The sequence below is a fragment of the Streptomyces sp. HPF1205 genome, from assembly GCF_020400825.1.
GTDB lineage: Bacteria > Actinomycetota > Actinomycetes > Streptomycetales > Streptomycetaceae > Actinacidiphila.
In genome coordinates, this window is sequence record NZ_JAINVH010000011.1 from 186,980 (window position 1) to 200,375 (window position 13,396).

A 13,396-nucleotide genomic window follows, 5' to 3' on the forward strand; every position below is an offset into this window, starting at 1 on the left:
TCAGCCGGTGAGCGGGTTGCGTACGGTGACGTACACGGACTGGGTGTCGACCGGGCCGACGAGTTCGTCCATACCGCGCAGCCGGGTCAGCAGGTTCGCCTTGCACCGCAGGTGGGAGCTGTGCAGCAGCAGTTCGGGCACAGTGCTGCGGCCGGAGGCGGCGGCCAGGAAGCGGCGGAAGGCGGCGAGCAGGAGCCGCTCGTCGGCGAGCCCCTGGGAGCCGAAGGCGCCGATGAGACCGAGGACGTTGTTGATGCCGAGGTAGTAGGCCAGGCGCTCGTCGGCGATCTCGTCCGCGACAAAGGTGTCGCTCTGCGCGCCGACGCCTGGCAGCCGGGCCTCCAGCTCAGCACGGCGTGAAGCGCGGAAGTAGTAACCCTGGTTGTCGCGGTAGCGGCCGCCCGACGGCCAGCCGTCGTCGTCGAGGAGCACCAGGGTGTTCTGCTGGTGGGCCTCCAGGGCGATGCCTGCCTCTCCGTCCAGCCAGAGCACCGGCCGGACGACCGCGTCGAGGTAGCGGAGGAACCACTCCGTGGCGACGGCGGTGCCGGGGCGGCCGGTGCGGTCGGTGAGGGCCGCCATCAGGACGGCGAGCCGCGAGCGCAGCGCAGGCGCGGGCACTCCTGGCCAGGGGCGCGGCGAAATGAGGCCGGCGACGCAGTGCGCCTGGTGGCCGACTCCGAAGGCGTTGTGGCGCAGCATCACGTCGAGGCCGCCGACCGGCCGGCCGTCCGCGTCGTCGACTCCCAGCCAGGCTGGGTCGCGGACGATGTCGAACGTGGGGTGGACGGCGTGCCACTGGGCGGCGAGGCCACTGCGCAGGAGTCTGTGCACCTCGGTACCTCGCAGCAGTTCTTTGCGCAGGTTCTCCCGGCGCGAGTTGGTGATGCGCAGGCCCAGCGAGAGTTTGAGCATCACGGCGGTATCCGGCCGGTAGACCGTGCGCACGGACGAGGTGGGATGCCAGGGCGCGCCCACCTGCCCCAGGTCGAGCAGCAGCCCGGCGTCGAAGAGGTCCCGTACTTCCGGGCGGAGAGTGATGTCGTGCGCCTGCCAGGGGTGAAGCGGCAGGGGGGCGGCGCCCTCGGGGAGCCGGAGCCCGGGCCCGGCGAGCGCGGCCAAGAGGTCAGCGGCGGGTACCGGTCGGCCGCGTTCGGTCCAGGCGGAGTCCGTGGCGAGCAGTTCAGGCGCCACCGCGAGCCAGTGCAGCGGGAAGGAGCCTCGGGCTTCGGGCGAGTAGAGCGCTGCCTCCGTGTCGCTCAGTCCTTCGCGCCCCTTGGGCGCAGGGTGCAGGGGGTGGCCGAAGATCAGGGCCTGTTCCGTGTCCAGGAAGGGCAGCCGGGGTTCGGCCGGTCCCGGCCGTTCGCGGCGGTCCGTGACGAACGCGGCGGTGTGCCGTACCGAATCGGCGACCCGGGCGACGAGGTCGGCCGCGTCCGCGGGTTCGCCGTCGCTCTCGCGGGCCAGGAGCGCGGCGAGGGCGACCGCGGTCAGCGGGGGGTGGGCGGCGGTGGCCAGGTGGGCGGGGCCGAAGCGGTGGTGCCCTGTCGGCGACCAGTGCTGGACGGCGGCTCGTACTTCGCTCCCGCTGGCGGGCAGCGGGATCACCAGGAGTCCGTCGGCCGGGCGGCCGAGCCCCCTCTCCCGCACCCAGCAGCGCAGGAGGTTCTCGATGCCTGCCGCGTCGGCGACCGCGTACGGCTCCGATCGCTGCAGCGGGTCCGGGCCGGGGATCGTTCCGGCGCGCTGCGGGGGCACCGTCGCGCCGGTCTCGGCTGGTCCCTGGTCGATGGGGCTGCGGGCGGTCATGCCTGGGCTCCGCTCTCGGGTCGTTCGGGGGGTGGGGTGGCGGCGATGCCCAGGGGGCGGGCCCCCGGGTGCGTGACAGCGTGCGTCCGGCTCACGCGGCGGCTCCGCGCGGTGCGCATCGCGCGGCCTCGATCGCCGCCGCCAGCCGGTCCAGCACGGCCTCCGCCTGTTCGTCGGTAATGGTCAGCGGGGGCAGCAAGCGGACGACGCCGGCGTGTCTGCCCCCCAGCTCCACGATCAGGCCGCGCTTGAGCGACTCCTGCTGGACGAGGGCGGCCAGACGCGCGTCGGCCGGAAGCGCACCGTAGTCGTCCGGCTGCGCGTCGGTGTCGACCAGCTCCACTCCGATCATCAGACCGCGGCCACGAACGTCGCCGATGCACTCGTGGTGGGCGGCGAGGCCTCGCAGGTTGGAGAGCATCCGGGCGCCCACGGTCTGTGCCCGCTCGTGCAGGGCGTTCTGCCGGACGAAACGCAACGTGGCGGTCCCGGCCGCCATCGCCATCTGATTGCCGCGGAACGTGCCGGCGTGGGCGCCGGGCCGCCAGACGTCCAGTTCCTCGCGGTAGACGATCACCGCGAGCGGAAGGCTGCCGCCGATCGCCTTGGACAGCACCATGACATCGGGCAGGATCCCGCTGTGTTCGACCGCCCAGAACGCGCCGGTCCGCCCGACCCCGGTCTGCACCTCATCCACGATCAGCGGTACGTCGTGCGCGGCGGTGATCTCGCGCATCCGGCGCAACCAGGAGTCGGGTGCCGGGATCACACCGCCCTCGCCCTGGACGACCTCCAGCATCATCGCCGCGGGCGACCGTACGCCCCCTTTGGGGTCGTCGAGCAGGCTCGCGGCCAGGCGCGCCGACAGTTCGGCCCCCCGGTCACCGCCGGTCCCGAAGGGGCAGCGGTAGTCGTACGGGAACGGGAGCCTGGTGACGCCCAGGCCGAATTCGGCGGCCTCGGCGGGGACCGTCGTGTCGCCCGTGGCGGCCAGGGCGCCGGACGTCATGCCGTGGTAGGCGCCCGAGAAGGCCAGCAGGCCGCGGCGCCCGGTGGCGATCCGGGTGAGCTTGAGCGCGGCCTCGACGGCATCGGTGCCGGCCGGGCCGCAGAACTGGATCCTGCCGCGATCGGCGAGTTCCGACGGCAGCGTCTCGAACAAGGCGGTGGTGAACGCGTCCTTGATCGGGGTGGCCAGGTCCAGGGCGTGCAGCGGGGCACCGGAATCCAGCACCTTCCTGATCGCCTCGAGAACGACGGGATGGTTGTGGCCGAGCGCGAGGGTCCCGGCTCCGGACAGGCAGTCGAGGTAGCGGCGGCCGTCGGCGCCCTCCACGGTCATTCCCCGGGCCCGGACGGGCACCACCGGCAACGAGCGGGCGTACGTCCGGGCGGCGGACTCTCTTTGCGCCTGCCGCCGCAGGATCCCCTCCCCCGCCGCGAACTCGTCACTTGATGCCGTCAGTTGCCCCGGCGCGCTCGACATGGCCGCCACGTGCTGTCTCCTCCGGATCGACGTACCGTCATCTCGTCCCCGTCCGTACTAACGACGGGGTGACGGAGCGATCACGGCCGAGCGGCAGAACTTTCCGGGACGGGGCACAGGGCCCGGATGCACGCACGCAAAGGTAAGGACCCGCCTCCATGGAGGCGGGTCCTTACCTGCTGTCAGGCGCCGGTTGTCACGCGCCAGGCGGGTGCGTGAGAGCCCGGGTCAGTGCCGGGTCGCCAAGGCGAACGGGGCGAGCTCCGCGGCCAGTTCTTCGTGTACTCGCACCTTGAGAAGCGTGCCCTCGCCGGTGTGCTCCTCGGAGAGCACCTCGCCGCTGCCGTGCACCCGGGAGACCAGACCGCCGTGGGTGTACGGCACAAGGGCCTCCACCTCGACGTCCGGCCGCGGCAGCTCCTCGTCGATCATCTCCAGCAGCAGACCGATGTTCTGCCCGCTGCGGGCGGAGACCGCGACGGCGTGCTTCTCGTGGCGCAGCAGCCGCTGCAGGACCAGAGGGTCGGCCGCGTCGGCCTTGTTGACGACGACGATCTCCGGCACGTCGAGCGCTCCGACGTCGCGGAACACCTCCCGCACCGCCGCCAACTGCTCTTCAGGGGCCGGATGCGTTCCGTCGACCACGTGCAGGATCAGGTCGGCGTCGGCGACCTCCTCCATGGTGGAGCGGAATGCCTCGACCAGGTGGTGGGGAAGGTGCCGGACGAATCCGACGGTGTCGGCCAGCGTGTAGAGACGGCCGCTCGGCGTCTCGGCGCGCCGCACGGTCGGGTCCAGGGTGGCGAACAGGGCGTTCTCCACCAGGACCCCGGCGCCGGTGAGCCGGTTGAGCAGTGAGGACTTGCCCGCGTTGGTGTAGCCGGCGATCGCGACGGACGGTACCTTGTGCCGCTTGCGCTCCTGGCGCTTGAGGTCGCGGCTGGTCTTCATCTCCGCGATCTCCCGGCGGAGCTTGGCCATCTTCTCGCGGATGCGCCGCCGGTCGGTCTCGATCTTGGTCTCACCGGGACCGCGGGTGGCCATGCCGCCGCCCGAGGAGCCGGAGCCACCGCCACCCATCTGCCGGGACAGCGACTGGCCCCAACCGCGCAGCCTGGGCAGCATGTACTGCATCTGGGCCAGCGAGACCTGCGCCTTGCCCTCCCTGGACTTGGCGTGCTGGGCGAAGATGTCGAGGATCAGCGCGGTCCGGTCGACCACCTTGACCTTGACGACGTCCTCCAGATGGATGAGCTGGCCGGGGCTCAGCTCACCGTCGCAGACCACGGTGTCCGCACCGGTCTCGACGACGATGTCGCGGAGTTCCTGTGCCTTGCCCGAGCCGATGTACGTGGCGGGGTCCGGCTTGTCGCGGCGCTGGATCACGCCGTCCAGCACGAGGGCGCCCGCGGTCTCGGCGAGGGCCGCCAGCTCGGCCAGCGAGTTCTCGGCGTCGTCCACGGTGCCCGAGGTCCACACGCCGACGAGAACGACCCGCTCCAGCCGGAGCTGCCGGTACTCGACCTCGGTGATGTCCTCCAGCTCCGTGGAGAGCCCGGCCACCCGGCGAAGGGCGGCTCGGTCCGAACGGTCGAGCTGGTCGCCGTCACGCTCCCCGTCGATCTCGAGACTCCAGGCCACGTCCTCTTCCATCAGGGCGTCGGCCCGAAGGCTTTCGGGAAGGCGCTGGCGGTCGTTCGAAGAGGAAGAAGTGAAGGTCATGTGATCCTTTGGTCGTAGGGTTGTCCGGCGGGCGCTCTCGCGTCGTCCCTACGATGGTCGCACGCGCGAGATGCGCGGTCACGTGGGTTTACGGGACCCGTTCCGGTATCCCCTTCAACGCCTCGGGCCGTTTCCGGATTCCCCGGGCCGCCGGGCCACCCGCCCCGGCAGGAGATCACTCGAACGGGTGCGCGACCACCCGAAACTCTTCTCGGTTCACCTGCGTTTACACAGCGTAGTCAGAAACAGCCGCCACGCGCCGAGCGGGCGGCCGACACGCGGGGGGACTCGATGGATGGGGCAAGTCGGGACGCAGGGCGGAACGCGGGGTCAGGACGGGGTCGAGACCATGACCGGCCGGGTCCGGTAGACGTCGTACACGCCCGGAACGGAGCGCATGGCCCGCATGAGAGCGGTCAGCGCCTTCCGGTCGGGGAGTTCGACGGTGTACGTGTGGCGCACCCGGTGCTCCTGCGGGGGCTCCACCGCGGCCGAGACGATCCCGACGCCCTGGGCGGCGATCACCTCGGTGAGATCGGCGAGCAGCCGCGGCCGGCTGAGCGCCTCGGCCAGTACGGTTGCCCGGTAGCCGCCCGCGGGTGCGCCGTCGCGCCAGCGCACGGGCACCGTACGGCGTCCGGCCGCGGTCATCCGCCCGGCGGTCGGGCATTCCGCCCGGTGGACGGCGACGGTGCCGCCGCGAATGGCGAATGCGGTGACCCGGTCGGGTGGGACGGGCGTACAGCAGCGGGCCAGTCGCACGGCAGCGCCCGGCAGATCCGCGACGGCGACCGGCTCGTCCGCGGGCACCGCGCCCGCGATGGGCGCCGGGCGTACGGACGGAGCCTGCGCCGGGCGGTCCGCTCGCTCCTGCGCCGGGTCGGCCGAGTGCTGGGCCAACCAGCGGGTGATCGCGATCCGGGCGGCGGGCGTGGTGGCGTGCTCCAGCCAGTCGGGGTCGGGCCCAGAGGAGGCGGTGTCGTCCATGAGCAGTTGCAGGATGTCGCCGTCGCGCAGGCGGGTGCCCAGAGGCGCGAGCCGGCCGTTGACCCGCACGCCGACGCAGGCGTGGCCCGTCTCACCGTGGATCGTGTAGGCGGCGTCCACGCAGCTTGCGCCGGCGGGGAGCCGCAGGGTTCCGGAGGCGTCACCTGCCTGTTGAGTGACGACGGTGATCTCCCGGTCCTGGGCGAGGTCGTCGCGCAGCGAGGTCCAGAAGATGTCCGGGTCGGGCGCCGCGCGCTGCCATTCGAGGAGCCGGGCGAGCCAGCCGGGGCGAGTGGGGTCCGTCCGCCCCCAGTTCTCCGCGGCCGGCACCTCCGACTCGCCCCGCCGACCCTCCGCTGCCTGCGACCACTCGGCCGCGGCGTGCGGGTCGCCGAGAGCGATCACTCCGGCCTCGGCGACCCTGTGCATCGTCCGGGTGCGGACCAGGACCTCGGCGATCCGGCCCCTTGCGTCGGCGATCGCGGTGTGGAGCGACTGGTAGAGGTTGAACTTGGGAGCCGCGATGAAGTCCTTGAACTCCGCGATCACCGGTGTGAAGCAGGTGTGCAGTTCGCCGAGCACGGCGTAGCAGTCCGCGTCCTCGCCGACCAGCACGAGGAGTCGGCCGAAATCGCAGCCGCCGAGCGGGGCGCCGCCGCGTTTGAGCATGACGCGATGCACGGACACCGCGTGCCGGGGCCGGATGGCGACTTCCGCCGCGATGCCGGCCTCTCGCAGGACCGCGCGCACGTCGTCGGCGACGGCGCCCAGCGTGTTCTCGGACCTGACGGCGTTGGCCTCGATCGTGGCGCGGGTGCGCGCGTACTCCTCGGGATGGAGGATCGCGAAGACCAAGTCCTCCAGTTCGGTCTTGAGCGCCTGTACACCGAGGCGTTCGGCGAGCGGGATGAGCACGTCCCGGGTCACCTTGGCGATGCGCGCCTGCTTGTCGGGGCGCATCACCCCGAGCGTGCGCATGTTGTGGAGGCGGTCGGCCAGTTTGATCGACATCACCCGCACATCGCTGCCGGTGGCGACGAGCATCTTGCGGAACGTCTCCGGCTCGGCAGCGGCGCCGTAGTCGACCTTCTCCAGCTTGGTGACTCCGTCGACGAGGTAGGTGACCTCCTCGCCGAACTCCCGTCGCACCTGGTCAAGGGTCACCTCGGTGTCCTCGACGGTGTCGTGCAGCAAAGAGGCCGTCAGCGTCGTGGTCTCCGCGCCGAGTTCGGCCAGGATGAGGGTGACCGCGAGCGGATGGGTGATGTAGGGCTCGCCGCTCTTGCGGGTCTGGCCGCGGTGCGAGGACTCCGCGAGCACGTACGCGCGGCGCAGCGTGTCGACGGCCTCGGCGCGGACTCCCGGGTGCCGGGCCCGGTGCACCTTGATCAGATGCTCGATGGCGTCGGGCAGTCGGTCCCTTCCGCCGGGTCCCAGAAGCGCCGCGCGGCCAAGGCGGCGCAGGTCGATGCGGGGCAGTCCGCGCTTCCGGGCCTCAGCGATGCGTCCGGTGTTCACCTCGTTGTCTGCGCTCATCGGGCACCTCCGGCAGCATGGACCGGCTGCGGGTACCCTCGCACGACCCACGGGGGCGCGCCGGTGATTGATGCTATCGAGCCCACCACGTCCGGCTGTCACGCTCTCGCCGAGAGTGATCCCCATCACCCGTTCGAGGGAATGACTACGACTGCTCTCGCCCGGATACGTCCGGTTGCTGACGACGATTCGCCTGCTGGAGACCGTTGCGCCAAGGCGGTTCGCCGATCGTCGTCAGGCCGTCCGGGCAGCAAACCAGGCCGGGTCGATGACGCCTTCTGCGACGATCACCGCGGGCCCGGTCATCTCGATCTCGCCATCGGCGCGTTCGGTGATCAGCAGGCGCCCACCGGGAACATCGACGGTGTACGTGACGGGCCGCCCGGCGCCAACCGGGTCGTGGCCGTCCCGGCGGGCGGCCGCGACCATGACCGCACAGGCGCCCGTACCGCAGGATCGGGTCTCACCGGAGCCGCGTTCATGCACCCGCAGGGCAACGTGGTGGGGCCCCCGGTCGACGACGAATTCCACGTTGGTACCGGTCGGGTACGCCTCCGCGGGGGTGACCGCGGGGGCACGCAGAAGGTCACCCGCCTCGTCGAGGGACCTCACGAAGGCGACGGCGTGCGGGTTGCCCATGTTGACGTGTACGGCGGGCCACGTGCGGCCGCCGACGTCGACGGTGACCGCTCCACCGGGCAGGACGGCCCGGCCCATACGGACGGTGATGTCGCCCGGGGTGCCGTCGTCGGCGTCCTTGGCGATGTGCACGCCACGCACCCCGGCACGGGTGGCGATGGCCAGGTCCCCGGTCTCGGCCAGGCGTGCCCGCTGGAGGTAGCGGGCGAAGACGCGCACACCATTGCCGCACATCTCCGCGACGGAACCGTCGCTGTTGCGATAGTCCATGAACCACTCGGCCTCGCCCGCCATGGCGGCCGCGTCGGGGTGCGCGGCCGAGCGGACGACGCGCAGCAGTCCGTCGCCGCCGATACCGGCCCGCCGGTCGCACAGGCGTGCGACCTCGGCGGCGGACAGGTCCAGCCGGCCGTCCGGGTCGGGGACGATCACGAAATCGTTCTCGGTGCCGTGGCCCTTGAGGAAGCTCACAGGGGCGGCGCCGCCGCGCGCATCAGTCACACTCCCGATCCTACGTGCCCCAGGACGCGCAGGTCGGGGCGGACAGGGGGACGGGCGGCGGAGGCGAAGGGCCACCCAGGTCCGGGCGGGCCCCGTGCGCCCGATCAGCGCAGCCGGGCGACACGCCAGACGGCGAGCACGGCCAGCAGTACGACGACGGCGGCATATCCGGCGACCAAGCGCCAGTCCGCGCGGCCGCCGGAGCCCCGCGGGGGCAGGCCGGGCCAGGTATGGCCGATCCGGCGGGCGGCCATCAGCCCCCATCCGGCCGAGCAGCAGCAAAGAAGCAGGCCGAGCATGGCCACGACCGGCCCGGCGTCACCGGACTCGAAAGCCAGCGGAAAGGCGAACATCAGCGAGCCGCCGACGGCGAGGGCGACGATCGGGACGAGCTGCCAGACCTTCAGCTGCCGAGCCGGACGCAGCGCACGGAAGAAGGACTGGCTCTCGTCGCCGGACGGGAGGGGCTCAGCGGGATCGAGGACGTCAAGTGAGCGAAGGGAGTCCAGTGAATCGAGGGAATCCAGAGGTACCCCCGGTTCCAGGGGTTCGAGCCGGTCCGCAGGCTCATCGGACTCCGGGGAATCAAAGGAGTCGTCGTGTGCGCGCGTTTCGGGAAGGCCGGGGGTGTCCTGGGCCTCATGGGAGAAACCCGGATCCGCCGCGTCGTGCCCGTGCGGGGTGTCGCGTGGGCCGGCTGCCATCGCCACGCGCCCTCCCGATCTCCGACACCGTAGCTCGATGCTTGATGATGGCATGCGTCTAGCCCCGCTCAGCGGCGCCGGAGCGTCCCGATGCCATCACGTGATCAGGCTGTGACCGCTTCTTGGAGCAACGTCAGCGCCTCGTCGACGAGTTCCGGACCGCGTGCCGTGAGCCAGTGCACCCGCGGGTCGCGCCGGAACCATGAATCCTGGCGGCGGGCAAAGCGTTTGGTGGCGCGTACGGTCTCGGCTCGTGCCTCTTGCTCGGTGCACTCGCCGGCCAGGGCGGCCAGCACCTGCTGGTAGCCGAGGGCCCGGGAGGCCGTACGCCCTTCGCGCAGGCCCCGCGCCTCAAGGGTGCGGACCTCGGCGACCAGGCCGGCCTCCCACATGCGATCGACGCGGACGGAGATGCGTTCGTCGAGTTCGGGCCGGGGGACGTCAACGCCGACCTGAACCGTGTCGTAGAAGGCCTCGTGACCGGGGAGGTTGGCGGTGAACGGGCGCCCGGTGATCTCGACGACCTCCAAGGCGCGGACGATACGGCGCCCGTTGCCCGGCAGGATCGCGCGGGCGGCCTCGGGGTCGACGGCGGCGAGGCGGGCGTGCAGGGCGCCGGGGCCGCGCAGTTCCAGTTCCGCCTCGAGCCGGGCACGGACCTCCGGGTCGGTGCCCGGGAACTCCAGCACGTCAAGTGCGGCGCGCACGTAGAGGCCGGAGCCGCCGACCAGGACGGGAACGCGGCCCTCGGCGAGGAGGTGGTCGATCTCGGCACGGGCGAGGCGCTGGTAATCGGCGACGTTGGCCGCCTGAGTGACGTCCCAGATGTCGAGGAGGTGGTGCGGGACGCCCTGGCGCTCCTCCGGGGTGAGCTTCGCGGTGCCGATGTCCATGCCGCGGTAGAGCTGCATGGAGTCGGCGTTGATCACCTCGCCGCCGAGGGTCTTCGCCAACGCGACGCCCAGATCGGACTTTCCGGCCGCGGTGGGACCGACGACGGCGATGACACGGTTCTTCATCCTGTCAGTCTCCCAAACGGCCGACGGCCGAGCGCGCCGGATCGGGCGGGCACTTGCGGACGCGGCGGGGCACAGGCGCGGGTATGGTCGACATCGAGAAGATGCTTTGCGGGCTTTTGTCATTATTCGCCCGCTCTGGGCCGCCATCGTCGATGAATGCGAGGGAAGGTGCCACATGAGCTTCATGGACACGCTCAAGGGCAAGCTCGGGATGTCGAAGGACAAGGCCGGGGATCTCGCCCGTGAACACGGCGACAAGATCGACTCCGGGATCGACAAGGCCGGACAGGCCGCGGACTCCAGGACCGGCGGCAAGTACGGTCAGCAGATCGACAGGGGAGCGGACAGGGCGAAGGGCGCCGTGGACGACTACGGCAATCAGGGCGGCGGTCAAGGCTCCCGCTGACCGCGCGCAGGGGCGTCCCCGTCCCTGACGGAGCCGGACGGCCGCGGACCTCCACCATCCGCGGCCCGTCCTTCACGTCGCCCCTGGGCCGCCTTGAGTGCGGCTCCTCAGATCACGGTTCCGCGGCCCGGGGCGTGGGCACGTGCAGGGGAGCCCGGCCGCGTCCAGGCCGCGACGAAGTACGCCACACCGTAAGGGACGCACTGGTGGAGCAACTCACCCGCGAGGCCGGACCACTCCGCGGCCCCGGCGAGGACCTGCCAGGGAGCACGGCCCGCGGATCGAAGCTCACGGGACAGCTCGGGGTCCATAGCGGCCAGGGCCGTGGTGTCGGCCGCGGCCAGGGCGGCGGCCACGGATCCGTCGTAGTGTTCGGCACGCTCGTCGAGGTAGCCGGGGGCCTTGACCGTACGGCAGGCGCTGCCGTCACCCATGACCAGCAGGGCGACCCGCTCGGCCGAGTCGGCGACGGCCCGTCCGGCGGCGGCGCAGTCCTCGGGCGGCAGGTCCTCACCGACACCGAGGCCGCCCACCGGGGCGCTGCCCCACCCGCGCAGCAGCCATCCCGCGACGGTCAGTGACGGCGGCAGGACCGGGAGCCGCGGACCGGCGGGATTCGGCGCGGCGCCGGCCGCCGGTGGCTCGACCGGCCCGAGTGTCACGTCCAACGGGACGCCGAATTCCCGGAAGGATCCGGGTGCTCCTTGTGCGTAGGACAGGCGGCCCGGTTCGCGTCCCGGACCTACGGCCACCAGCAGGTCCGGCCGGGACGCGGCCAGTGCCCCCACCGCGTCGGCACAGGCCGCTCGCAGAGCGTCGAGTTCGGGCGCGGCTCCGGCGGCCACGTCGGGCACCAGCAGGGGCGGGCACGGACACACGGCTGCGGCGACGAGCATGATCGCACCCTACCGGGCCGGGAAGATCGAGGTCGCCGGCCCGAGCCGCCCGCCTGCCTCAGAGCGCGGCCCGAGCCCGTCTCCTGGTCTCAGTGCGCGCTGCAGCCGCCCATCGCGGCCTCGGGCGAGGGAGCCGGTGCGCCGACCGCCGGAAGGCCGAGCATGACGCCCTTGGGAGCGGGCGCGGCGGTGTTGCGGCGCTCCCACGCGTCCCCGGCGCGCGTCGGGCGGACCCCCAGCACCGGCCCCTCGGCCAGCAGGTGGTGCGGCGCCGCGTACGTGACCTCCACCGTCACCATGTCCCCCGGCCGCACAGGCGTCGAAGCGGCGGGCGGCGTGAAATGCACAAGACGGTTGTCGGGAGCGCGCCCCGACAGCCGGTGCGTGGCGTCGTCCTTGCGCCCCTCCCCCTCGGCGACCAGCACCTCAAGGGTGCGGCCGACCTGCTTCTTGTTCTCGGCCCAGGAGATCTCCTCCTGCAGCGCGACCAGCCGTTCGTACCGCTCCTGCACGACCGCCTTGGGGATCTGCCCGTCCATCTCGGCCGCGGGCGTGCCGGGGCGCTTGCTGTACTGGAAGGTGAAGGCCTGCGCGAAGCGGGCCTCTCGCACCACGTGCAGCGTCTGCTCGAAGTCCTCCTCGGTCTCGCCGGGGAAGCCCACGATGATGTCGGTGGTGATCGCGGCGTCCGGCATCGCGGCTCGCACCTTGTCGATGATGCCGAGGTAGCGGTCCTGCCGGTACGAGCGCCGCATCGCCTTCAGGACGCGGTCGGAGCCCGACTGCAGCGGCATGTGCAGTTGGTGCATCACGTTGGGCGTCTCGGCCATCGCGGCGATGACGTCGTCGGTGAAGTCGCGCGGATGCGGAGAGGTGAAGCGGACCCGCTCCAGTCCCTCGACGCCCCCCGTCGCCCGCAGCAGCTTGCCGAACGCCTCGCGGTCGCCGATGTCGGACCCATAGGCGTTGACGTTCTGGCCCAGGAGCGTCACCTCGATGACGCCCTCCGCGACCAACGCCTCCACCTCGGCGAGGATGTCGCCCGGCCGCCGGTCCTTCTCCTTGCCGCGCAGCGCGGGCACGATGCAGAAGGTGCAGGTGTTGTTGCAGCCGACCGAGATCGCGACCCAGGCGGCGTACGCCGACTCGCGCCTGGACGGCAGCGTCGAGGGGAAGGTCTCCAGCGATTCGGCGATCTCGACCTGCGCCTCATCGGCGATCCTGGCGCGTTCCAGCAGGACGGGAAGCTGTCCGATGTTGTGCGTGCCGAACACCACGTCCACCCAGGGGGCGCGCTTGACGATGGTGTCGCGGTCCTTCTGCGCCAAACATCCGCCGACCGCGATCTGCATTCCCGGCCGGGCCGCCTTCTTTGGCACGAGTTGCCCGAGATTGCCGTAGAGGCGGTTGTCGGCGTTCTCCCGCACCGCGCAGGTGTTGAAGACCACCACGTCCGCCCCGTCGTCCGCCTCGGCGGCGCGCACATATCCGGCGGCCTCCAGAAGCCCGGCCAGCCGTTCGGAATCGTGGACGTTCATCTGACACCCGTAGGTGCGAATCTCATAACTGCGCTTGACGTCCACTGTCCCGCTCCGGTCGCTGCTGCTCATGGAAACAAGGGTAGGCGGCCCCAGTGGTCGCTCTTGCCGGGAGAGCGGCTTACCCGGCACCGGCCCTTCGCGGGGCCGGGC

10 protein-coding genes are annotated in these 13,396 nt (G+C 71.7%); 1 reads left to right on the top strand and 9 read right to left on the bottom strand.

Features of this window, described 5'->3' with window-relative positions:
• From K7G61_RS15455 to miaA, 7 genes are all read right to left on the bottom strand, one after another.
• Complete coding sequence (locus K7G61_RS15455; protein WP_225847399.1) at positions 1-1,809, bottom strand: IucA/IucC family siderophore biosynthesis protein; 1,809 nt, start codon at positions 1,807-1,809, stop codon at positions 1-3.
• A gap of 91 nt (positions 1,810-1,900) precedes the next feature.
• Positions 1,901-3,295, bottom strand: a complete 1,395-nt coding sequence (locus tag K7G61_RS15460) for a diaminobutyrate--2-oxoglutarate transaminase (RefSeq protein WP_225847432.1) — start codon at positions 3,293-3,295, stop codon at positions 1,901-1,903.
• 228 nt (positions 3,296-3,523) lie between these two features.
• Positions 3,524-5,017 (bottom strand): GTPase HflX, encoded by a 1,494-nt coding sequence (hflX, locus tag K7G61_RS15465; RefSeq protein WP_225847400.1) that lies wholly within the window; start codon positions 5,015-5,017, stop codon positions 3,524-3,526.
• Positions 5,018-5,347: 330 nt separating this feature from the next.
• The gene (locus tag K7G61_RS15470; RefSeq protein ID WP_225847401.1) at positions 5,348-7,540 is read right to left on the bottom strand and encodes a bifunctional (p)ppGpp synthetase/guanosine-3',5'-bis(diphosphate) 3'-pyrophosphohydrolase; all 2,193 of its coding nucleotides are present in this window, start codon (positions 7,538-7,540) and stop codon (positions 5,348-5,350) included.
• A gap of 234 nt (positions 7,541-7,774) precedes the next feature.
• On the bottom strand, positions 7,775-8,680 hold the full coding sequence (gene dapF / locus K7G61_RS15475) for a diaminopimelate epimerase (RefSeq protein ID WP_374204137.1): 906 nt from the start codon (positions 8,678-8,680) through the stop codon (positions 7,775-7,777).
• 104 nt (positions 8,681-8,784) lie between these two features.
• Positions 8,785-9,384 (bottom strand): hypothetical protein, encoded by a 600-nt coding sequence (locus K7G61_RS15480; RefSeq protein WP_225847402.1) that lies wholly within the window; start codon positions 9,382-9,384, stop codon positions 8,785-8,787.
• A gap of 104 nt (positions 9,385-9,488) precedes the next feature.
• Positions 9,489-10,403, bottom strand: coding sequence for a tRNA (adenosine(37)-N6)-dimethylallyltransferase MiaA (miaA, locus tag K7G61_RS15485; protein WP_225847403.1), 915 nt, complete (start codon positions 10,401-10,403; stop codon positions 9,489-9,491).
• Positions 10,404-10,578: 175 nt separating this feature from the next.
• Here miaA and K7G61_RS15490 point away from each other — a divergent pair, with 175 nt between their 5' ends.
• Complete coding sequence (locus K7G61_RS15490) at positions 10,579-10,809, top strand: antitoxin (protein ID WP_225847404.1); 231 nt, start codon at positions 10,579-10,581, stop codon at positions 10,807-10,809.
• Positions 10,810-10,916: 107 nt separating this feature from the next.
• Here the strand turns inward: K7G61_RS15490 and K7G61_RS15495 are convergent, their stop codons facing one another.
• Positions 10,917-11,705, bottom strand: a complete 789-nt coding sequence (locus K7G61_RS15495; protein WP_225847405.1) for a class III extradiol dioxygenase subunit B-like domain-containing protein — start codon at positions 11,703-11,705, stop codon at positions 10,917-10,919.
• An 89-nt stretch (positions 11,706-11,794) separates the two neighbouring features.
• Positions 11,795-13,315 carry a tRNA (N6-isopentenyl adenosine(37)-C2)-methylthiotransferase MiaB gene (miaB, locus tag K7G61_RS15500; RefSeq protein ID WP_225847406.1) on the bottom strand — a complete coding sequence of 507 codons (1,521 nt, stop codon included), beginning with the start codon at positions 13,313-13,315 and terminating at the stop codon, positions 11,795-11,797.
• Positions 13,316-13,396: the final 81 nt, after the last annotated feature.